The organism is Zafaria sp. Z1313 (assembly GCF_050563205.1).
Classification (GTDB): Bacteria; Actinomycetota; Actinomycetes; order Actinomycetales; family Micrococcaceae; genus JAZDCJ01.
Genome location: NZ_JBNWUK010000013.1, coordinates 42,152 through 61,901 on the forward strand (window position 1 = coordinate 42,152; position 19,750 = coordinate 61,901).

Consider the following 19,750-nt stretch of genomic DNA (forward strand, 5'->3'; position numbering starts at 1 on the left):
CGGCCACGGCCCCGGGAATCGGCGGCGCCGGCCGGTAACAATGCCGCCGCGGATCGTCCCGTGACGCGCCCTGGCGGACCGGGCCCTATCCGCCGGTGGGGACGTAGAGCTGCTGCCCCGGGAGGATGGTCTGGCTCGTGAGGCCGTTGAGCTCCGTGATCTCGCGGATGACGGAGCGCGGGTCTCGCTCCGGGGCGAACTCGGAGGCGAGCCCCCACAGGGTGTCGCCCGCCATCGTCGTGACCAGTTCGGCCCGGAGCGGCTCTCCCGTGGAGCCGTCGGCGGCCATGGCGGGCGCCGTGAAGACGCCGGCGACGACGAGCAGCACGGCCGCCACGAGCAGGACGGGCAGGCCGATGAGCACGAAGCGTCCGCGCCGGGTCAGGCGCAATCCACCGGAGGGCGCCGTACGGGCGCCGGGCGTGCCCGTCGAGGCGACGTGGATCATGGGGGTTCCTGCAGCGGCGGCGAGGGCGGGCTGTGCCATGGTCGTGCCTTTCTCGAGGAGGTCTTCGAATCTTCGCCCTGGGATCAGCGATCTAGAACATAGCTTCGAAAGTGATTGATACCTGTTTAGCACCCTTGACCGACGCTTGTCGAGACACGTTCGAACAAATCTTTGAAATGGGCCTCGGGCTCCACTAGCGTTGGGATAGGTGGTTCACGGGAACCACTGCACCAGCCGCTACCGACGCTTTGGGTCCGACGCCGACGAGTGGCACCGCCGTGAACGAGGTCAACAGGATGGGGCACACCATGAACGCAGCAGAGTCGCCGGCACCCAGGAGCGCGCGGAAGAGCCTCACGATCCGGCAGAAGAAGATCCTCGAGACCATCCAGCGCGCCGTCGGCGCGCACGGCTATCCGCCCTCGATGCGCGAGATCGGCGACACGGTGGGCCTCGCGAGCCTCTCGAGCGTCACCCACCAGCTCGCCCAGCTCGAGAAGATGGGCTACATCCGCCGGGACCCCCGCCGGCCGCGCGCCATGGAGATCCTGGTCCCCCTCACCCTCACCGATGCGGACGCCGAGGGCCCGGCGCCGGAGCAGCCGGACCTGCGGGCGGCCAACGGGATGCCCGTCTCGGAGCTCGCCTCGGCCGCCGACACGGCGTTCGTTCCGCTCGTCGGGCGCATCGCCGCGGGCGGTCCGATCCTCGCCGACCAGACGGTGGAGGACGTCATGGCACTGCCCCGGCAGCTCGTGGGCCACGGCGAGCTCTTTATGCTCAAGGTCAGCGGCGATTCGATGGTCGAGGCCGCGATCTGCGACGGCGACTGGGTGGTCGTGCGGAGGCAGAACACCGCGGACAACGGCGACATCGTCGCGGCGCTGCTCGACGACGAGGCGACGGTGAAGACCTTCAGGCAGCGCGACGGCCACACGTGGCTGCTGCCGCAGAACCGGCAGTACGAGCCCATCCTGGGTGACCACGCGACCATCATGGGCAAGGTCGTCTCGGTGATGCGCTCCCTCTAACCAGGGCCGGGCGGCACCGGACGCCGGGCTGCCTTCTCAACGCGGACCACGCCACGCCGGGCCGGCACGACCGGACCGGTGTGTCGCGTTGGCCCCGCTCCGGCGCGCCGCCGGCCACGGCTGTTCCGGACGGTGCGTCCGCTACGACGCGTCCGGCGCGAGGCGGCGGAGCGCGCCGAGGACGGTGTCCTTCTCCGTGGTCGCCCACATCGGCGGGAGCGAGGCGCGCAGGAACGCCCCGTAGCGCTCGGTGGCCAGGCGCGGATCGAGCATGGCGACGACGCCCCGGTCGCCGGTCGAGCGGATGAGGCGACCGGCACCCTGCGCCAGCCGCACGGCCGCATGGCTCGCGGACACGGCCATGAAGCCGTTGCCTCCCCGCCGGGCGACGTCGCGGCTCCGCGCCGTCGAGAGCGGATCGTCCGGTCGCGGAAACGGGATCCGGTCGATGACGACGAGCCGGCAGGACGGCCCGGGCACGTCGACCCCCTGCCACAACGTCATCGTGCCGAAGAGGCACGTGTCCTCTTCCTCGGCGAACCGGCGGACGAGGGAGGCCATGCCGGACTCCCCCTGGCACAGGATCTCCTGGTCGAGCCGCGGGCGCAAGGCCTCGGCGGCCTCCTCGGCGGCGCGCCGCGAGGAGAAGAGGGCGAGCGCCCCTCCCCCCGAGGCGCGGATGAGGTCCTCGAGCTCGTCCAGGAGTTCCGGGGCGAGGGAGCGTGAGGGCCGGGGCAGGTGCCGGGCCACATAGAGCACGCCCTGCTTGGGGTAGTCGAAGGGGCTTCCGACGTCGATTCCGGTCCAGGACGGGGCCCCCTCGCCGAGCAGGCCGAGCGATCCGGCCACGGGCTCGAACGCGGAACCCACCGCCAGCGTGGCCGAGGTCAGCACGACGGTGCGCCCGTCGAAGAGGCCCTCCCGCAGGCGGCCGCCGACGCCCAGCGGGGCGATGTTCAGCGTCGCGGGGCTCGATTCGTCGGGCTGGACGTAGCCCTGGCCGGGGACGAAGCCGCCCTGGCGCGAGGCCCAGAGGACCTCCCTGGCGTCCTGGGCGGACGCCATCCGCTCGCAGATCTCCAGGAGGTAGAGCAGCTGCGAGCGGGCCTGCTGCTTGCCTCCGTCGACGGCCTCCCCCTGCTGCGGCTTGGAGTCGGACAGCGCGACCCGCGCCGCCTCGCGGACCAGGTCCACGGCGGCGGCCTGCTCGTCGTTCAGTCCGAGCGGCATGAGCCCGCTGGGAATGCCCTCGAGGCTGCGCTGCAGCGCCTCCGAGGCCCGGTTGAGTGGCTCCACGACGACGTGGCAGCGCTTGCGCGCGGCGGAGGCCGCCGCGCCGACCAGCCCGGCCGAGAGCTGGCGGGTGACCGAGCTCGTGACCCTGTCCTGGAGCTCGTGGGCCTCATCGATGATGACGGTCTCGAACTCCGGCAGCACCGCGAGCCCCTCGAACGCGGACACGGCCAGCATGGCGTGGTTGGTGATGACGATGTCGGCCTCGGCCGCGCGCTTCCGGGCCAGCTCGCTGAAGCATTCCTCCGCCATGGGGCACTTCTGCGCCCCGATGCAGTCCATCGCGGTGACGGAGACCTGGCGCCACGCACGGTCGCTGACTCCGGGCACCAGGTCGTCGCGGTCCCCCGTCTCCGTGTCCTCGGCCCATTCGCGCAGGCGCACGACCTCCTGGCCGAGGGCGCTCGTGGGACCCTGTCCGGTGGCGGGGCGTGCGCTGCCGTCCTCGCCGAGCGAGAAGAGGGCCCCCTCGTCCTCGTCCGGGTAGCCGCCGCCGAGCTTGTAGCGGCAGACGTAGTTGCCGCGCCCCTTGGCGAGGGCCACGTCCACGGGACGCGGCAGCTGCCCGGCGAGGTTCTCGAGCAGCCGCGGCACGTCACGTCCGACGATCTGGGACTGGAGCGCGAGCGTGGCCGTCGAGACGACGACGGGATGCTCGGACTCGAGGGCGTGGGCGATCGCGGGCACAAGGTAGGCCAGCGACTTGCCGGTGCCGGTGCCGGCCTGGACCAGGAGGTGGCGCCCCTCGTCGAGGGACTCGACGACGTGCCTTACCATCTCGTGCTGGCCGGGCCTGCTCTGGCCGCCCATCTTCGCGACGGCCGTGTCCAGGAGGGCGACGACCTCCTCCAGCTCAGCCATGGAGGACGAACTGCTCCAGGTCCTGCGCCAGCCCCTCGCGCACCTTGACCGTCATCAGGGTGCCGTCGCCGCGGTGCTCGGTGGAGAGGATCTCGGCGTCGGTTCCGTGGAGCCGGCTGACGACGTCGCCGCGGTCGTAGGGGATGAGCACGTCGAGCTGGACGCTGGGCCGCGGGATGCCCGCGCTGATCAGCTCGAGCAGCTCGGGGATCCCGGCGCCGGTCCGCGCCGAGACGACGATGTGCCGCGGCTCGCGCTGGCGCACGCGCTCGACGACGAAGGGATCGGCGGCATCTGCCTTGTTCAGCACGATGATCTCCGGGACCTCCTGGGCGTCGACCTCGCGGAAGACCTCGCGGACCGCCCGGATCTGCCCCTCGGGGTCCGGGTGGGACGCGTCGACGACGTGCAGGATCAGATCCGCGTCGGCGACCTCCTCGAGCGTCGAGCGGAACGCCTCGACGAGCTGCGTCGGGAGGGAACGGACGAACCCGACGGTGTCGGCGAGCGTGTATCCGACGCCGTCCGGCGTCTGTGCCCGGCGGACGGTCGGGTCGAGCGTCGCGAAGAGCGCGTTCTCCACGAGCACGCCGGCGTCGGTGAGCCGGTTGAGCAGGGAGGACTTGCCGGCGTTGGTGTACCCGGCGATGGCCACGGACGGGACGGTGTTGCGCTTGCGGTTGGCGCGCTTGGCCTCGCGCGCGGGCTTCATGGCGGCGATGTCCCGACGCAGCTTGGCCATGCGGTTGCGGATGCGTCGCCGGTCGAGCTCGATCTTCGTCTCACCGGGACCGCGGGAGCCGATGCCGCCGCCGGCCGCGCCGACGCGGCCACCGGCCTGGCGCGACATGGACTCGCCCCAGCCGCGCAGGCGCGGCAGGAGGTATTCGAGCTGCGCGAGCTCGACCTGGGCCTTGCCTTCGCGGCTCTTGGCGTGCTGGGCGAAGATGTCCAGGATCAGGGCGGTCCGGTCGATCACCTTCACCTTGACGATGTCCTCCAGCCCGCGCCGTTGCGACGGGGCGAGCTCGGAGTCGACGACGACGGTGTCGGCACCCGTGGCCGCGACGATGTCCTTGAGCTCGACCGCCTTGCCGGAACCGAGGAACGTGCCGGGGTCCGGCTTCAGCCGGCGCTGGATGACGCCGTCGAGGACCTCGGAGCCCGCGGTCTCGGCCAGCGCCGCGAGCTCGCGCAGGGAGTTCTCGGCGTCCTGGACGGTCCCCTCGCTCCAGATGCCGGCGAGGACGACCCGCTCGAGGCGCAGCTGCCGGTATTCGACCTCGGTGACGTCTTCGAGCTCGGTGGAGAGCCCGGCGACGCGGCGCAGGGCGCGCCGCTCGGCGAGGTCCTGCTGCTCGCCGTCGTACTCGGAGTGCCCGTCCCCGCCGCTGGCGAGCTCCTGGGCCCGGCCCACGCGGCCGAACCCCGAGAAGGACGGCTGCGCCCCGGAGCGGACGGTCGAGGCCTCCCCGGCGGCCTTGTCGGCCGCCAGGATGCGCTCGATGACGGAGTGGATCTCCTCTTCGCTGAGGTCGTGGTCCTGAGGGTTGGGCTGGCTGTCGTTGGTCATGTTCCCCTTTGACGGATAGTGCTTCCAGAATAGTCCCCGCGGGCGCGGAACGCCCCCTGCCTGTGGATCGGGGCCGGGCTCAGCGGCCGGTGTGGCGAAGCTGCGCGGAGAAGACCAGCACGGAGGACTCCCGGGGTCGGCGCCCGCCGGGGGGCGGACGGCTCGTGGGGCCGGTGCGGAGAAGCCGCGCCGGCGAAGTGATAGGGAAAACTCTATCACTTCGCCGGCGCGCTGTCCCGGCTCCGCCGGCGCCACGCACGGCCGCGCCGATTCGCCACCCGCCGCGGGGCCGGTTAACCTGCCTGCATGGGTTCGGACCACTACTTCAGCGCGCAGCCCTCCGCTCCGGAGCGCCGCAGGGCCATCACCGTCCACCTCGGCGGCTCGGACCGGACGGTCCAGACCTCGGGCGGGATCTTCAGCCCGGACGGCATCGACAAGGGGACGGCCGTCCTGCTCGACGGGGTGCCCGCACCGTCCGCGGTCGGCGAGCTGCTGGACATCGGCTGCGGATGGGGGCCCATCGCCCTGTCCCTGGCCCTCGCCTCGCCCGGTGCGCGCGTCCACGCCGTGGACGTCAACGAGCGCTCGATCGCCTTGACCCGGGACAACGCCGCCGCGCTGGGCCTGTCCAACGTCGTGGCGGGCACGCCGGAGTCCGTGCCCGGCGAGCTGCTCTTCGACACGATCTGGTCCAATCCACCCATCCGCATCGGCAAGGAGCCCCTGCACGCGCTGCTGCTGACGTGGCTTCCCCGTCTGGCCCCCGGCGGCGAGGCGTGGCTCGTGGTGCAGAAGAACCTCGGCGCGGACTCGCTGCGGGCCTGGCTCGCGCGCGAGCTGCCGGCGGGCTGGACGGTCGACCGTGCGTCGACGGAGAAGTCCTTCAGGATCCTGCGCGTCGCCAGGCCGGCCGCGGGGGCCTGACCCCCGGGCGCGCCGCCGCTACGCGAGGACCGCGCGGGCGACGAGGCGCGCGGGGCCGCTGAGTTCGACGTGCTCCCGGCCGTCGGCCCCGGGGACGAAGCGGACGGAGACCGTCCCTCCGGGCACCTCGACGTCCCAGCGCGCCGCCAGGGCGCCGCCGGCCCAGTGCCGCGTGGCGACGACCGCGGCGCACGCGCCCGTGCCGCAGGAACGGGTCTCCCCCACCCCGCGCTCGTGCACGCGCATGCGGATCCTGCCCACGCCGTCGACGACGAGCGGATCCGCGGGCACGACGTATTCGACGTTGGTTCCATGCGGCGGGACGGGGTCGACTCGCGGCGCGGTGAACAGCACGGCCTGCTCGAGTTCGCTCTCCTCGGAGAGGGCGACGACGGTGTGGGGGTTGCCCATCGAGACGCTCAGGGCCGGCCGGTCGACGTCAAGGCCGTCGGTCTCCACCATGGAGTCCAGGGCGCGTTCCTCGGCCTGCGCGGGGAAGGCGAACTCCCAGGGGCCCATGTCGACGGCGTAGCCGTCGCCCGCGCGGGTGACCGTCTTCACGCCGGCCCGGGTGCCGATCGGCAGGGCGGCGCCCTCCTCGAGACGTGCGAGGCCCTCCTCGAGGAGGAAGTGGACGAACACCCGCACGCCGTTGCCGCACATCTCGGACACGGAGCCGTCGGCGTTGCGGTAGTCCATGAACCACTCGGCTCCGGGAGTCCCGCGCAGGAGCGCCTCCCCCTCGGGCAGGAACCGCGAGGGAACGGCGCGGATGAGCCCGTCGCCGCCGAGCCCGTGGTGCCGGTCGCACAAGGCGGCCACGTCCTCGGGCGCGAGGTGGCGGGTGCCGTCCGGGTCCGCCACGAGGACGAAGTCGTTGCCCGTGCCGTGGCCCTTGGCCACGGCGAGTCCGGAGAGGGCGTCGAGTGGGTCGTTCAGCTGCGCGGGGCTCATGGGTCCAGACTAGGCGGGCGGGGCTCCGGTGGGCGAATGAGGGAAGGGTACGACGGCGGACGCGGCCCGGGCGGGCAGCTCCGGGTCGGTGGCGTCGAGCCAGTGCACGCGCGGATCGGCGGTGAACCACGTGATCTGGCGGCGGGCGAAGCGGCGGGTGGCCGTGGCGGTCTCCTCGACCGCGGCGCGCACGTCGAGGGTCCCGTCCAGCACGGCGAGGAACTGGGCGTAGCCGATGGCCCGTGAGGCGGTACGGCCCCCGCGGAGGCCGGCGGCGTCGAGCCGGCGGACCTCCTCGAGGAGGCCGGCGTCGACCATGTGCTCCACGCGCGCTCCGAGCCGTTCGTGGAGGGCGGCGCGCTCCATCCTCAGGCCCAGCTGGACGGCGGGACGGGCATAGTTGCGCGTCGGCATAAAGGCGCTGAACGGGCGGCCGGTGAGCTCGTGGACCTCGAGCGCGCGGACGAGCCGGCGTGCGTCGCCGATCCGCGCGGCGGAGTCCGGGTCCACGGCCGCGAGCCGGGCGCGCAGCACGGCCTCGCCCCGGGCATCGAGCTCCCCCTCGATCCGCCGGCGCACGGCGGGATCCGTGGGCGGGAACTCGATGACGTCGAGCGCGGCGCGGACGTAGAGCCCGGAGCCGCCGACGAGGACGGGGTGCAGGCCGCGGGACTGGATGTCGTCGAAGGCGGCGCGCGCATGGTCCTGGAAGGCCGCCACGCTGGCCTCCTCGTGGATGTCGAGGACGTCGAGCAGGTGGTGCGGGACGCCGCGGCGCTCGGAGGGGGCGAGCTTGGCGGTACCGATGTCGAGCCCCCGGTAGAACTGGAGCGCGTCGGCGTTGACGACCTCGCCGCCGAGCCGGAGCGCCAGCTCGATGGCGAGGTCGGACTTCCCGGTGCCCGTGGGCCCTACGACGGCGATCACGACGGGTCGTTCATCCGGTTCCGCGGGCCGGGACGGCCCGCCGGGGGCGGCCGAGGGACCCGCGGCCCCTTCCGCGGACCGGGACGGCCGGTTTCCGCTCAACGACGCGGCGGGAGGGCAGGCATGCCCAGTGACACGCCGCCGCTTCCGGACCCGGCGGGCGCGGGGACGCCGCAGGACTCGGCCTGGGCGCGGTCCCAGGCGTCGCCGGCGCGGGAGCGGCGCAGTCGGTAGTCGGCGGGGCCGGCGGGATCGGCAAGGAGCTGGAAGGACCCGGCGTCCGTGACGGGGACGGTGACCAGGTCGCCCGGCCGCGGTACCCCGGCCCCCTCGGGCACGCTGAAGTGGACGAGCCGCGCATCGCGGGCGCGGCCGCTGAGCCGGTGGGTCTGCTCGGCCTTGCGGCCGGACTGGGCGGCGACGAGGACCTCGACCTCGCGGCCGACCTGCTGCTGGTTCTCCTCGGCGCTGATCCGGTCCTGCAGGGCGACGAGGCGCTCGTAGCGTTCCTGCACCACGGCCTTCGGCAGCTGCCCGGGCAGGCTCGCCGCCGGGGTTCCGGGGCGCTGCGAGTACTGGAAGGTGAAGGCGCTCGCGAAGCGGGAACGCTCGACGACGTCGAGCGTGGCCTGGAAGTCCTCCTCCGTCTCGCCGGGGAAGCCCACGATGATGTCGGTGGAGATCGCGGCGCCCGGGATGCGCTCGCGGACGCGGTCCAGGATGCCGAGGAACCGGGAGGAGCGGTAAGAGCGGCGCATGGCCTTGAGCAGGCGGTCCGAACCCGACTGGAGGGGCATGTGCAGTTGCGGCATGACGTTGTCCGTCTCGGCCATGGCGTCGATGACGTCGTCGGTGAAGGCCGCGGGGTGCGGGCTCGTGAACCGGACGCGCTCGAGGCCGTCGATGCCGCCGCAGGCCCGCAGCAGCTTGCCGAACGCGAGCCGGTCGCCGAACTCGACGCCGTAGGAGTTGACGTTCTGTCCGAGCAGGGTGACCTCGATCGCCCCGTCGTCGACGAGGGCCTCGATCTCGGCCAGGACGTCGCCGGGACGGCGGTCCCGCTCCTTGCCGCGCAGGGAGGGCACGATGCAGAAGGTGCAGGTGTTGTTGCAGCCCACGGAGATCGAGACCCAGCCCGAGTGCACTGACTCGCGGCGCGTCGGCAGGGTCGAGGGGAAGACCTCGAGGGACTCCAGGATCTCCAGCTGGGCCTCGTTGTTGTGCCGGGCGCGCTCGAGCAGGGCGGGGAGGGAGCCGACGTTGTGGGTGCCGAAGACGACGTCGACCCAGGGCGCCTTGCGCAGGATCGTCTCACGGTCCTTCTGGGCGAGGCATCCGCCGACGGCGATCTGCAGGTCCGGCCGGCGCTCCTTGACGGGGGCCAGCCGGCCGAGGTTGCCGTAGAGCTTGTTGTCGGCGTTCTCGCGGACCGCGCAGGTGTTGAAGACCACGACGTCGGCCGGTTCGTCCGCGTCCTCGCTGCGCACGAGCCCTGCACCCTCGAGGAGGCCGGCGAGCCGTTCGGAGTCGTGCACGTTCATCTGGCAGCCGAACGTGCGCACTTCGTAGGTGCGCGCGTCGCTGCCGGTGCGGCCGGGGTCGGTATCGGGAATCGTCAAACTCACCCCTCAAGGGTACCCAACCGGGCCCCCGCTCAGGATTCGTCGAGGACCTCGCTCGCGACCCGGTAGGCGCGGCCCGGCGCGTGGCCCTTGCGGGCCAGCATGCCGACCAGCCGCCGGAGCTGCGTGTCCCGGTCGCCGCCGGCGCTGCCGGTGCGCAGCCGCTTTCGCACGAGTTCGCGTGCCTGCTCGTCCTCGTCCTCGTCGTCGAGCTGCTCCAGGGCGGCCTCGGCGAGTTCCGGGTCGATGCCCTTCTCGGCGAGCTCGCGCCGCAGCGCCGTCCGCGCCAGGCCGCGGCTGCGGGAGCGCCCGGCGACCCAGGACGCGGCGAACGTCGCATCGTCGACCAGTCCGAGCTCCTCGAAGCGGTCCAGGACGCCGCCGGCGACCGCCGGGGAGATCCCGCGCGCGGCGAGCTTGTCCTCCAGTTGGCGTCTACTCTTCGCCGAACCGGTCAGCTGGCGCAGGACGATGGCCCTGGCCTGCGCCTCGGGATCGGCCGCGGCACCGGAGCGGTCGTGGGCGTCTGGCCCGCGCCGGTCGCCGCTACGGTCATGGACGCCGGGCCCGCGCCGGTCGCCGGGGAGGTCGCGGTCCCGGGGCGTCCCGGACGGATCCGTTCCGTCGCCTTCCGTTCCGAGCCCGCCCCAGTCGAGTCCGCGGCCCACTGCCGCTAGTCGTCGCCGCCGACGGCGCGCAGCTGCAGATCACCCGAACCGGACTCCGGCGCCTTGCCGATGCCGAGCTTCTCCTTGATCCGGCGCTCGAGCTCGTCCGCGAGGTCCGGGTTGTCGCGCAGGAACCGGCGCGCGTTCTCCTTGCCCTGGCCGAGCTGGTCTCCGTCGTAGGTGAACCAGGCACCGGACTTCTTCACGAAGCCCTCCTCCACGCCCATGTCGATCAGGCCGCCCTCGCGGGAGATGCCGTGCCCGTAGACGATGTCGAACTCCGCCTGCTTGAACGGCGGCGCCATCTTGTTCTTGACGATCTTGGCCCGGGTCCGGTTGGCCACCGCGTTGGTGCCCTCCTTGAGCGTCTCGATGCGGCGGACGTCGATGCGCACGGAAGCGTAGAACTTGAGCGCCTTGCCGCCCGTCGTCGTCTCCGGGCTACCGAAGAACACGCCGATCTTCTCGCGGAGCTGGTTGATGAAGATCGCGGTCGTCTTGGTCTGGTTGAGCCGGCCGGTGATCTTGCGCAGCGCCTGGCTCATGAGCCGCGCCTGCAGGCCGACGTGGCTGTCGCCCATGTCGCCCTCGATCTCCGCGCGGGGAACGAGCGCCGCGACGGAGTCGATGACGATGATGTCGAGCGAGCCCGAGCCCACGAGCATGTCCATGATCTCGAGGGCCTGCTCGCCGGTATCCGGCTGGGAGACCAGGAGGGCGTCGGTGTCGACGCCGAGCTTCTTGGCGTAGTCCGGGTCCAGCGCGTGCTCCGCGTCGATGAACGCGGCGATGCCGCCGTTCTTCTGCGCGTTCGCCACGGCGTGCAGCGCGACGGTCGTCTTGCCGGACGACTCCGGCCCGTAGATCTCCACGACCCTGCCCCGCGGCAGGCCGCCGATCCCGAGGGCCACGTCCAGGGCGATCGAGCTCGTGGAGATCGTCTCGATCGGCGCGCGCGTGTCGTCGCCCAGGCGCATCACCGACCCCTTGCCGAACTGCTTGTCGATCTGGGCGAGAGCTGCCTCCAGGGCCTTCTCGCGATCCGTTCCTGCGGCCATTGTTCACCTCGGTTGTCTCGTGGCCTGCCGGCCTGCTTGATGTCACGACCCACGCTACGGTCCGCCCCGGACGATTTGGGTCCACGGGATCCACTTGTGGATGGGGCGGGCAGTCTGCGTGGCCTTCGCTTCCCTGTGAGGAGCCTATCGTTGATCCGAACACATCTTCGATCAAGGGCTCCGGCGTGTCGCCGCCGGCCCGTTACGGCTTGGGCGCGACGTCCCGCCCAAGGCGCCGTTCCTCGGGCACGTCCTGCTTCTCGCACACGGCGCGCCAGACGTTCTTCGGTGCCGTCCCCGCGGCCAGCGCCTCCATCGGGGTCCTCCCGCCCAGGGACGACAACACGAGCGACTCCGCCAGGAGGCGGGAGTACCCGGCCCCGAACTCGTCGTCCATCAACCGCCAGAAGTCACTATTGCGCACGCCTCCATTCTCCCACGGAGCCGCTGTGACATCCCCGGCACCGGCCCTAAGATGGTCGCTATGACCGATACAGCGTTGCCGTCACCCACGGCCCCCGCGCCGGGGCCGGAACGCCTCCAGGCCGTGCACGACATGGAAGAGCAGCTGAGCATGCTGTGGCGGAGGGCCCGCGCCAACGGAAACAAGGTCGCCCGGCAGGTCCACCCCGACATGGAACCCGGCGCCTACGGCCTGCTCCGGACCCTCCAGCGCCGTGGGAGCCTGAGGCTCACGGACCTCGCCGCGGAGATCGGTGTCGGCAAGCCGTCGGTGAGCCGGCAGGTCGCGATGCTCGAGCAGCTCGGCGTGGTGCGCAAGGACGCCGATCCCGCCGACGGCCGGGCCCAGGCGATCACGCTCACCGAGGCCGGGGCCCGTCAGCTGGAGGCGGCGCAGGCCGCTCGGCGGCTCGTCTTCCTGCAGCAGCTCGCCGAGTGGGACGTCGACGACCTCAGCCGCCTCGCTGCCCTCCTGACGCGCCTGAACGAGTCCTACCTCAAGGACCCCCAGTAGGCGCTTCCCCGGGGCGCCGGCCGCGGGGCGGCATGCGAAAGGGCCCGCCGATGGCGGGCCCTTTGCGGTTGCGGCCGTCCTCCGCGGAGGCGGCCGGCCGGTCAGCGGCTGGAGGCGAGGCCGTTGGCCACCCCGTCGGCCCACTCGCGCGGCAGCGTGCCGAACTCGGAGGACAGCTCGGAGGGCACGGTGTCCGGGACCTCGACGCCTTCCGCGAGGGCGACACGGTCACTGACCTCGCGGAGCATCAGGGACAGCGGGACGTCGAGCGCCCCGCAGATCGAGGAGAGCAGCTCGGACGAGGCCTCCTTCTGGCCGCGCTCGACCTCGGAGAGGTAGCCGAGGGACACGCGGGCGTCGTGCGAGACTTCGCGCAGGGTGCGGCCCTGGCGCTGGCGGACATCACGGAGGACGTCGCCGATTTCGTGGCGTAGGACAACCATCTTGCGCTCCTTCTGGTCGCGACGGGCATCTTCTGTCAATCCCACATCCTGCCAGCGGACGACGCCGTTGACTGTGACGGGCTGCTTGACCATGTGTTAAGCCTTACTCCTTCGGTCCTCACGCCTACTTGACGATCAGTTCGGGGGCCGCATCCGGTTGCGGCCCTCGATCCATTCAACTGACGAAGGACGGGTTTTGTTCCCGCGCCTTCCACCCTATCCATAGCCGCGCGCCCCGTGCCAGCGTCCAGGACATCATGTGGACGGCGGAGCCTGCGGCAGCAGCGAGCCCAGGAGCGCGAGCGCCGCGTCGCGGGCTGCCGCGCGGATCTCCTGCCTCCCGCCGTCGAGACGAAGCTCCCGGCTCCCCGAGCCGCCCGGCCCGGCATGGCCCAGGTACACCGTGCCGACCTCGCGCCCATCGTGCGCCGCCGGGCCGGCGACTCCCGTCGTCGCGACCGCGTAGTCGGCACCGCAGGCGCGCCGGGCCCCGCTGGCCATCTGCTCCGCGACCACGGGGTCCACGGATCCGCGCTCGGCCAGGAGCCGCTCGTCGACGCCGAGCAGCCCGTGCTTGACGTCGTTGTGGTAGGAGACGACTCCCCCGCGCAGCACCGCCGAGGAACCGGGGACGTCGGCGATCGCGGCGGCCACCATGCCCGCCGTCAGGGACTCGGCGGTGGCCACGGTCAGCCCGAGGGCGGCCGCCCGCTCCACGAGCCCCTGGGCCGCCGGCCGCGTGGTCACGGCGCCGCCTTCCGCGCCGCGGCGCGCAGCCTGAGCGCCTGGACGACGTACTCGACGCCTGTGTAGAGCGTGATGGCGGCCGCCGCGAGCATGGCCGCGAGCGCGATGACACCGAGCCACTCCAGCGTGTGCGTGAAGGGCAGCAGGTAGAGGAAGATCGCCACCGTCTGCGCGACCGTCTTGATCTTGCCGCCCTTCGACGCGGGGATGACCCCGTAGCGGATCACGACGATCCTCAGCGCGGTGATGCCCCATTCCCGGACGAGGACGAGGATGGTCACCCACCACGAGAGCTCTCCCAGCAGCGAGAACACCACGAGCGCCGAGCCCGTCAGGAGCTTGTCGGCGATGGGGTCGGCGATCTTGCCGAAGTCGGTGATGAGGCCGCGGCTGCGCGCGAGGTCGCCGTCGAGCTTGTCCGTGTACATCGCGAGGGCGAACACGGCCACGGCGAGCCAGCGCCACAGGCCGTACTCCTGGCCGTCGAGGACGAGGAACCAGACGAAGAGCGGGACCATGAGGATCCGCAGCGTCGTCAGGACGTTGGCGATGTTCAGGGTCGGGACGGGTGCCGGCGCCTCGTCCGGGGTCGATGGGCTCACGGAATCAGGCTACCTGCCGGTGAGGTCCCAGGCGTCCTCGGAATCGCCGTCGTCGCCGTCGTAGTAGTCCACGGCCTGGGTGCGCTGCTCGAGGTCCTCGGCCACGAGGTCGGTCCCGTAGTGGTTGGCATTGGCGTTTTCCGCCAGCGCGGCCTCGCGGGCCGGGGCGTCGTCGGACGACGCCGGGGCCTCCTCCCCGCGCATCGTCGCCAGGACCCCGGGCAGGTCGTCGGGCTTGACGAGCACGTCGCGGGCCTTGGACCCCTCCGAGGGCCCGACGACGCCGCGGGACTCGAGCAGGTCCATGAGGCGCCCGGCCTTGGCGAAGCCGACGCGGAGCTTGCGCTGGAGCATCGAGGTCGAGCCGAACTGGGTCGTGACGACGAGCTCCGTGGCCTGCAGCAGCAGCTCGAGGTCGTCGCCGATGTCCTCGTCGATCTCCTTCTTGGGTGCCTCGACGGCGACGTCCTCGCGGTAGACGGCCTGCAGCTGGCCCTTGACGTGCTCGACGACCCGGTGGATCTCCGATTCCGTGACCCAGGCGCCCTGGACGCGCATGGGCTTCGAGGCCCCCATGGGCAGGAAGAGGGCGTCGCCCTGGCCGAGCAGCTTCTCGGCGCCGGGCTGGTCCAGGACCACGCGCGAGTCGGTGACGGAGGAGGTCGCGAACGCCATGCGCGAGGGCACGTTGGCCTTGATCAGGCCCGTCACGACGTCGACCGAGGGGCGCTGGGTGGCCAGGACCAGGTGGATGCCCGCGGCGCGGGCGAGCTGGGTGATGCGCACGATCGAGTCCTCGACGTCGCGCGGCGCGACCATCATCAGGTCGGCGAGCTCGTCGACGATGACCAGGAGGTAGGGGTAGGGCTTCACGATGCGCTTGGAGCCCTCGGGCGGGACGATCTTGCCGTTGCGGACGGCCTTGTTGAAGTCGTCGATGTGCTTGTAGCCGTAGTTGGCGAGGTCGTCGTAGCGCGTGTCCATCTCCCGCACCACCCACTGCAGGGCCTCGGCGGCCTTCTTGGGGTTGGTGATGATCGGGGTGATGAGGTGCGGGACGCCCTCGTAGGCCGTGAGCTCGACGCGCTTGGGATCCACCATGACCATGCGGACCTCGTCCGGGGTCGCGCGCATGAGGATCGAGGTGATCATCGAGTTCACGAACGAGGACTTGCCGGCACCGGTCGCGCCGGCGACGAGCATGTGCGGCATCTTCGCGAGGTTGGCGACGACGAAGCCGCCCTCGACGTCCTTGCCGACGCCCATCACCATCGGGTGGTCCGTCTTGCGGGCGGCGTTGGAGCGCAGGACGTCGCCGAGGGCCACGACCTCCTTGTCGGCGTTGGGGATCTCGATGCCGATCGCGCTCTTGCCCGGAATGGGAGAGAGGATGCGCACGTCGGATGAGGCCACGGCGTAGGAGATGTTCTTGCTCAAGGCCGTCACGCGCTCGACCTTGGTTCCCGGCGAGAGCTCGATCTCGTAGCGGGTCACCGTGGGGCCGCGGCTGAATCCGGTCACCTGGGCGTCGACCTTGAACTGGTCGAGCGTCTCCGTGAGCGCCGCCACCACGGCGTCGTTGGCCTCCGAGCGCTCCTTGGCGGGCGGCCCCGAGGGCAGGAACCCGGACTCGGGCAGGGTGTAGGCGACGTCGCCCGAGAGCTGGAGCTGCTCCGTGCGCTGCGGGATGGGCGCCAGGGGCGCCGGCTGGGCGACCGGGGTCGACGGGACCGCCGGCACGGCGTCGCCGGCGCGGTTCAGTGCGGAGAGCGCGACGGTGTCGATGGCCTCGGTGACGGGCTCGCCGCCCGTTTCCCGGGGCGCGATGCCGACGTCCTGCTTGACCTTCTCCATGGCCTTCTCTGCGGCCGTGGGCCGCTTGACGCCGGGCCGCACGGCGGGCGCGGCCGCCTCGGCGGCGACGGGGTCGAGGCGCGTCGTCGCCGCGGCCTCCGCCCGCTCGTCCTCCTCGCGGATCACGGCGTGGTCGTAGGCCTCGTCGCCCGCGTAGCCGTCGTCGTCCGCGGCCTCGTCCGCGCCGCGGCCGAAGATCCCGCGCTTGCGCCGCGTCTTCTTCGGCTTCTTCGAGCCGTCGCGCTCGTAGAGGTAGCTCTGGTCGTGCCCGTCGGCGGATCCGTCGCCGGCATCGTGGCCGCCGCCCGCGGGCTGGCCCATGAGCCACTCGTAGCCCTGGCGCAGCCGCGAGGGGATGTGGCGGAACGGCGTGGCGGTGACGATCATCAGGCTCAGGAACGCCAACGCGATCATCACCGCGAGGGCGCCCCAGCGCGTCGCGACCGCGGCGATGGGAGAGGTCATGAGGAATCCGACGATGCCGCCGCCGGCCCACAACTGGTCGAGGGCGTCGCTCAGCGAGGGCACGCCGGCCACGACGTGGGCGATCCCGGAGCCGGAGGCCATCGCGAGGGACAGGCCGATGCCCACGCGTCCGTTCGTGCGGTCGTCCTCCGGGTAGCGGAAGAGCCGGAAGGCGCCGATGAGCAGGACGAAGGGCAGCACGACGGCGAAGTAGCCGAAGGTCCCGCCGAAGACGTTGTGCACGGTGGTCCCGTACCAGCCGACGCCGCGCAGCCCCCACCATTCGACGCTCGCGACGACGACCGCCACGATCACGAGGAACAGTCCCGTCCCGTCGCGCCGGACGTCGCGCTCTGGCCGCACGTCGCGGCCGATCTTGCGGAAGGCGCCGCCGACGATCCGGGCGAGGCTCATCCACGAGGCGCGCACGGCGCGCAAGGGCAGCGGGAGGTCGTGTTCTACGGGGTCCGGGGCGGCCGGGGTGCGCTGCCGGCCGGAGCGCGCGGACGTGCCCTTCGACGTGCTGCGCGCCCCGGTCTTGCCGGTTCCGGAGCGGCTCGAGGCCGCCGACCGGCTGGGGGAAGTACGGGTCGCCATAGGGCCACCGTACCGAATCGGCGCGGAAATCCGGGGATCCACACGCCGCCGGCGCCCGTTTTCAGGCCTCCAGGACCACGGGGACGATCATCGGCTTGCGGCGCAGCCTGCGGCTGACCCAGGACCCGATCACCCGGCGCACCACTTGCTGCAGCTGGTGGGTCGTGTGGTCCGGATTGGAGCGCACGGCCTCCTCGAGCGCCGCCGCGATCCGCGGCTTGATCTCCTCGAAGACGGACTCGTCCTCCGCGACGCCGCGGGCGTGGATGTCCGGACCGGAGACGATCGATCCGGTCTGGCGGTTGACGACCGAGACGACGGAGATGAAGCCCTCCTCCCCGAGGATGCGGCGGTCCTTGAGGTCGTCGTCGGTCACGTCGCCGACGCTGGAGCCGTCGACGTAGACGAATCCGCAGTCGACGCGGCCGACGATCCGCGCCCGCCCGTCCCGGAGGTCGACGACGGAGCCGTCCTCGGTCAGGAGGACGTTCTCCGCGGCGACCCCGGACTGCTCGGCGAGGCGGCCGTTGGCGATGAGGTGCCGCGTCTCGCCGTGCACCGGCATGACGTTGCGCGGCCGCAGGATGTTGTAGCAGTAGAGCAGCTCGCCCGCCGAGGCGTGGCCGGAGACGTGGACGCGGGCGTTGCCCTTGTGGACCACGTCGGCCCCGAGCCGCATGAGCCCGTTGATGATGCGGAAGACGGCGTTCTCGTTGCCCGGGATGAGCGACGACGCCAGGATCACGGTGTCCCCCGGGCCCACGGCGATGCGGTGGTCGCCGTTCGCCATCCGCGACAGGGCGGCCATCGGCTCGCCCTGGGAGCCCGTGGACATCAGGACGACGCGGTCGTCGGGGAGCTTCTCGACCTCCTTGACGTCGACGAGGATGCCCTCGGGAACCTCGAGGTAGCCGAGCCGGGCGGCGATCGCCATGTTGCGCACCATCGAGCGCCCCACGAAGGCGACCTTGCGCCCGTGCCGGGCCGCGGCGTCGAGCACCTGCTGGACGCGGTGGACGTGGGAGGAGAAGGAGGCGACGACGATGCGCCGCGAGGCGCGGCCGAAGAGCGACTGCAGGACGGGGCCGATCTCCCGTTCGGCCGTCGTGAAGCCGGGGACGTCGGCGTTGGTGGAATCGGGCATGAACAGGTCCACGCCCTCCTCGCCGAGGCGCGCGAACGCGCGCAGGTCGGTGATGCGGCCGTCGAGCGGCAACTGGTCCATCTTGAAGTCGCCCGTGTGCAGCACGGTGCCGGCGGCCGTGCGGATGAACACGGCCAGGGCATCGGGGATCGAGTGGTTCACGGCCACGAACTCGCACTCGAACGGCCCCAGCCGCTCGCGGTCGCCTTCGGCGACGGCGAGCGCGAGCGGGGTGATGCGGTGCTCGGCGAGCTTCGCCTCGACGAGCGCCAGGGTCAGCTGCGAGCCGATGAGCGGGATGTCCGGCTTGAGCCGGAGCAGGTACGGGACGGCGCCGATGTGGTCTTCGTGGCCGTGCGTCAGGACGAGCCCGACGACGTCGTCGAGCCGGTCCCGGAGGTAGCCGAAGTCGGGCAGGATCAGGTCCACGCCCGGCTGGAACTCCTCGGGGAAGAGCACGCCGCAGTCGACGATGAGCAGCTTCGAGTCGATCTCGAAGACGGCCATGTTGCGGCCGATCTCGCCGAGCCCGCCGAGCGGGACGATCCGCAGCGTGCCGTCCTCGAGCGGCGGCGGCGCCCCCTCGCTGGCGTCCTGGAACCGGGCCGCGGAATCCATGCTCATCGTCCGCCTCCTCCTAGAAGTCCCACCCGGCCTCGGCGAGGTCGGCGCGGACGGGCGCGAGCTCGGCCTCGTCCGGCTCCACGAGCGGCAGGCGGACCACGGAGTTGGGCAGGACGGACTGCCACTTGAGGATCGTCTTCGCGGCGACGGCACCCTGGACGTGGGTCATCACGGCGCGCTGGACCGGGTCCAGCTCGAAGTGCAGGCGGCGCGCGGTCTCGAGGTCGCCGGCGAGCATCGCGTCGACGAGGCGGCGGTAGGCGCGCGTCGCGACGTGCGCCGTGACGGAAATGACGCCCTTCGCCCCGGCCGCCATGAGCGGCAGGGTCAGTCCGTCGTCGCCCGAGTAGACGTGGAGGTCGGTCTTCGCGAGGACGCGCGTCGTCGACTGGTAGTCGGCCTTGGCGTCCTTGAGCGCGACGATGCGAGGGTGTTCCGCGAGCCGGATGAGGGTCTCGGCGGTGATCTCGATCCCGGCGCGGCCGGGGATGTCGTAGACCATGACGGGCAGCTCGGTCGCGTCGGCGACGGCGAGCACGTGGGCCCGGACGCCGGCCTGGCTGGGCTTGTTGTAGTACGGCGCCGTGACGAGCAGTCCGTCGACGCCGAGCGCGGCCGCTTCGCGGGAGAGGCGGACCGAGTGGGCGGTGTCGTTGGTGGTGGACCCGGCGATGACCTTCGCGCGCCCGCCGACGGCCTCGACGACCGTGCGGAACATGCCGAGGTTCTCCTCGTCCGTCAGCGTCGAGGTCTCCCCCGTGGTGCCCGTGACGACGAGGCTGTCGCAGCCGTCGTCGACGAGGCGTCCGGCCAGCCGGGCGGCCTCGGCGTAGTCGACGGCTCCGTCGACGGTGAACGGCGTGACCATGGCGGTGCCGAGGGTGCCGAAGGGGTAGTCGTGGCGCGGGGTCCCGGATGCGGAATCAGACATGATTC

Annotated in this window: 18 protein-coding genes; 3 read left to right on the plus strand and 15 right to left on the minus strand. The window is 72.0% G+C overall.

Translation table 11 applies throughout. The annotated features are described in order from the left end of the window. Positions 1 to 85: 85 nt before the first annotated feature. On the minus strand, positions 86 to 487 hold the full coding sequence (locus ACQ3I4_RS12120) for a LysM peptidoglycan-binding domain-containing protein (protein WP_329862676.1): 402 nt from the start codon (positions 485 to 487) through the stop codon (positions 86 to 88). 269 nt (positions 488 to 756) lie between these two features. On the opposite strand from ACQ3I4_RS12120, the gene lexA reads away from it, so the two are divergent. Beyond that, entirely contained in the window at positions 757 to 1,479 is a 723-nt protein-coding gene (gene lexA / locus ACQ3I4_RS12125) for a transcriptional repressor LexA (protein ID WP_329862674.1), read from the plus strand. A gap of 141 nt (positions 1,480 to 1,620) precedes the next feature. On the opposite strand, the gene ACQ3I4_RS12130 is transcribed toward lexA, so the two are convergent. Together ACQ3I4_RS12130 and hflX are read right to left on the minus strand one after the other, a co-directional pair. Further along, complete coding sequence (locus ACQ3I4_RS12130) at positions 1,621 to 3,633, minus strand: ATP-dependent DNA helicase (RefSeq protein WP_430633608.1); 2,013 nt, start codon at positions 3,631 to 3,633, stop codon at positions 1,621 to 1,623. Further along, complete coding sequence (hflX, locus tag ACQ3I4_RS12135; protein ID WP_329862670.1) at positions 3,626 to 5,206, minus strand: GTPase HflX; 1,581 nt, start codon at positions 5,204 to 5,206, stop codon at positions 3,626 to 3,628. The genes ACQ3I4_RS12130 and hflX overlap by 8 nt, the downstream gene beginning before the upstream one ends. 306 nt (positions 5,207 to 5,512) lie before the next feature. On the opposite strand from hflX, the gene ACQ3I4_RS12140 reads away from it, so the two are divergent. Continuing rightward, a complete protein-coding gene (locus ACQ3I4_RS12140) occupies positions 5,513 to 6,133 on the plus strand; it encodes a class I SAM-dependent methyltransferase (RefSeq protein WP_329862668.1) in 621 nt (206 codons plus the stop codon). A gap of 18 nt (positions 6,134 to 6,151) precedes the next feature. Here the strand turns inward: ACQ3I4_RS12140 and dapF are convergent, their stop codons facing one another. The 6 genes from dapF to ACQ3I4_RS12170 all read right to left on the minus strand — a co-directional run bounded on the left by dapF (position 6,152) and on the right by ACQ3I4_RS12170 (position 11,786). Beyond that, positions 6,152 to 7,087, minus strand: a complete 936-nt coding sequence (gene dapF / locus ACQ3I4_RS12145; RefSeq protein WP_329862666.1) for a diaminopimelate epimerase — start codon at positions 7,085 to 7,087, stop codon at positions 6,152 to 6,154. A gap of 9 nt (positions 7,088 to 7,096) precedes the next feature. After that, positions 7,097 to 8,014: a tRNA (adenosine(37)-N6)-dimethylallyltransferase MiaA gene (miaA, locus tag ACQ3I4_RS12150; RefSeq protein WP_329862664.1), complete on the minus strand. Its 918-nt coding sequence runs from the start codon at positions 8,012 to 8,014 to the stop codon at positions 7,097 to 7,099. 98 nt (positions 8,015 to 8,112) lie between these two features. Further along, positions 8,113 to 9,639, minus strand: a complete 1,527-nt coding sequence (gene miaB / locus ACQ3I4_RS12155; RefSeq protein WP_329862662.1) for a tRNA (N6-isopentenyl adenosine(37)-C2)-methylthiotransferase MiaB — start codon at positions 9,637 to 9,639, stop codon at positions 8,113 to 8,115. 29 nt (positions 9,640 to 9,668) lie between these two features. Continuing rightward, positions 9,669 to 10,304: a regulatory protein RecX gene (locus ACQ3I4_RS12160; RefSeq protein ID WP_329862660.1), complete on the minus strand. Its 636-nt coding sequence runs from the start codon at positions 10,302 to 10,304 to the stop codon at positions 9,669 to 9,671. Positions 10,305 to 10,309: 5 nt separating this feature from the next. Beyond that, positions 10,310 to 11,362 (minus strand): recombinase RecA, encoded by a 1,053-nt coding sequence (recA, locus tag ACQ3I4_RS12165; RefSeq protein WP_329862658.1) that lies wholly within the window; start codon positions 11,360 to 11,362, stop codon positions 10,310 to 10,312. A 202-nt stretch (positions 11,363 to 11,564) separates the two neighbouring features. Beyond that, positions 11,565 to 11,786 (minus strand): DUF3046 domain-containing protein, encoded by a 222-nt coding sequence (locus tag ACQ3I4_RS12170; protein WP_329862656.1) that lies wholly within the window; start codon positions 11,784 to 11,786, stop codon positions 11,565 to 11,567. Positions 11,787 to 11,846: 60 nt separating this feature from the next. On the opposite strand from ACQ3I4_RS12170, the gene ACQ3I4_RS12175 reads away from it, so the two are divergent. Next, complete coding sequence (locus ACQ3I4_RS12175) at positions 11,847 to 12,338, plus strand: MarR family winged helix-turn-helix transcriptional regulator (RefSeq protein ID WP_329862654.1); 492 nt, start codon at positions 11,847 to 11,849, stop codon at positions 12,336 to 12,338. Between the two features lie 101 nt (positions 12,339 to 12,439). Here the strand turns inward: ACQ3I4_RS12175 and ACQ3I4_RS12180 are convergent, their stop codons facing one another. The 6 genes from ACQ3I4_RS12180 to dapA all read right to left on the minus strand — a co-directional run bounded on the left by ACQ3I4_RS12180 (position 12,440) and on the right by dapA (position 19,745). Next, on the minus strand, positions 12,440 to 12,874 hold the full coding sequence (locus ACQ3I4_RS12180) for a helix-turn-helix domain-containing protein (protein WP_329862652.1): 435 nt from the start codon (positions 12,872 to 12,874) through the stop codon (positions 12,440 to 12,442). Positions 12,875 to 13,036: 162 nt separating this feature from the next. Then, positions 13,037 to 13,528 carry a CinA family protein gene (locus ACQ3I4_RS12185; protein ID WP_329862650.1) on the minus strand — a complete coding sequence of 164 codons (492 nt, stop codon included), beginning with the start codon at positions 13,526 to 13,528 and terminating at the stop codon, positions 13,037 to 13,039. Further along, positions 13,525 to 14,130: a CDP-diacylglycerol--glycerol-3-phosphate 3-phosphatidyltransferase gene (gene pgsA, locus ACQ3I4_RS12190; RefSeq protein WP_329862648.1), complete on the minus strand. Its 606-nt coding sequence runs from the start codon at positions 14,128 to 14,130 to the stop codon at positions 13,525 to 13,527. The genes ACQ3I4_RS12185 and pgsA overlap by 4 nt, the downstream gene beginning before the upstream one ends. A gap of 9 nt (positions 14,131 to 14,139) precedes the next feature. Continuing rightward, a complete protein-coding gene (locus ACQ3I4_RS12195) occupies positions 14,140 to 17,046 on the minus strand; it encodes an FtsK/SpoIIIE family DNA translocase (protein WP_329862646.1) in 2,907 nt (968 codons plus the stop codon). Positions 17,047 to 17,107: 61 nt separating this feature from the next. Then, on the minus strand, positions 17,108 to 18,808 hold the full coding sequence (locus ACQ3I4_RS12200; RefSeq protein WP_430633617.1) for a ribonuclease J: 1,701 nt from the start codon (positions 18,806 to 18,808) through the stop codon (positions 17,108 to 17,110). Positions 18,809 to 18,827: 19 nt separating this feature from the next. Beyond that, positions 18,828 to 19,745, minus strand: a complete 918-nt coding sequence (dapA, locus tag ACQ3I4_RS12205; RefSeq protein ID WP_329862644.1) for a 4-hydroxy-tetrahydrodipicolinate synthase — start codon at positions 19,743 to 19,745, stop codon at positions 18,828 to 18,830. Positions 19,746 to 19,750 lie beyond the last annotated feature (5 nt).

Bases quoted from the DNA above. Each gene is read 5' to 3' on its own strand.
- dapA (WP_329862644.1), bottom strand. From the start codon at position 19,745: ATGTCTGATTCCGCATCCGGGACCCCGCGCCACGACTACCCCTTCGGC.
- dapF (WP_329862666.1), bottom strand. From the start codon at position 7,087: ATGAGCCCCGCGCAGCTGAACGACCCACTCGACGCCCTCTCCGGACTC.
- recA (WP_329862658.1), bottom strand. From the start codon at position 11,362: ATGGCCGCAGGAACGGATCGCGAGAAGGCCCTGGAGGCAGCTCTCGCC.
- ACQ3I4_RS12180 (WP_329862652.1), bottom strand. From the start codon at position 12,874: ATGGTCAAGCAGCCCGTCACAGTCAACGGCGTCGTCCGCTGGCAGGAT.
- ACQ3I4_RS12120 (WP_329862676.1), bottom strand. From the start codon at position 487: ATGGCACAGCCCGCCCTCGCCGCCGCTGCAGGAACCCCCATGATCCAC.
- lexA (WP_329862674.1), top strand. From the start codon at position 757: ATGAACGCAGCAGAGTCGCCGGCACCCAGGAGCGCGCGGAAGAGCCTC.
- ACQ3I4_RS12195 (WP_329862646.1), bottom strand. From the start codon at position 17,046: ATGGCGACCCGTACTTCCCCCAGCCGGTCGGCGGCCTCGAGCCGCTCC.
- hflX (WP_329862670.1), bottom strand. From the start codon at position 5,206: ATGACCAACGACAGCCAGCCCAACCCTCAGGACCACGACCTCAGCGAA.
- ACQ3I4_RS12130 (WP_430633608.1), bottom strand. From the start codon at position 3,633: ATGGCTGAGCTGGAGGAGGTCGTCGCCCTCCTGGACACGGCCGTCGCG.
- ACQ3I4_RS12175 (WP_329862654.1), top strand. From the start codon at position 11,847: ATGACCGATACAGCGTTGCCGTCACCCACGGCCCCCGCGCCGGGGCCG.
- ACQ3I4_RS12200 (WP_430633617.1), bottom strand. From the start codon at position 18,808: ATGGATTCCGCGGCCCGGTTCCAGGACGCCAGCGAGGGGGCGCCGCCG.
- ACQ3I4_RS12140 (WP_329862668.1), top strand. From the start codon at position 5,513: ATGGGTTCGGACCACTACTTCAGCGCGCAGCCCTCCGCTCCGGAGCGC.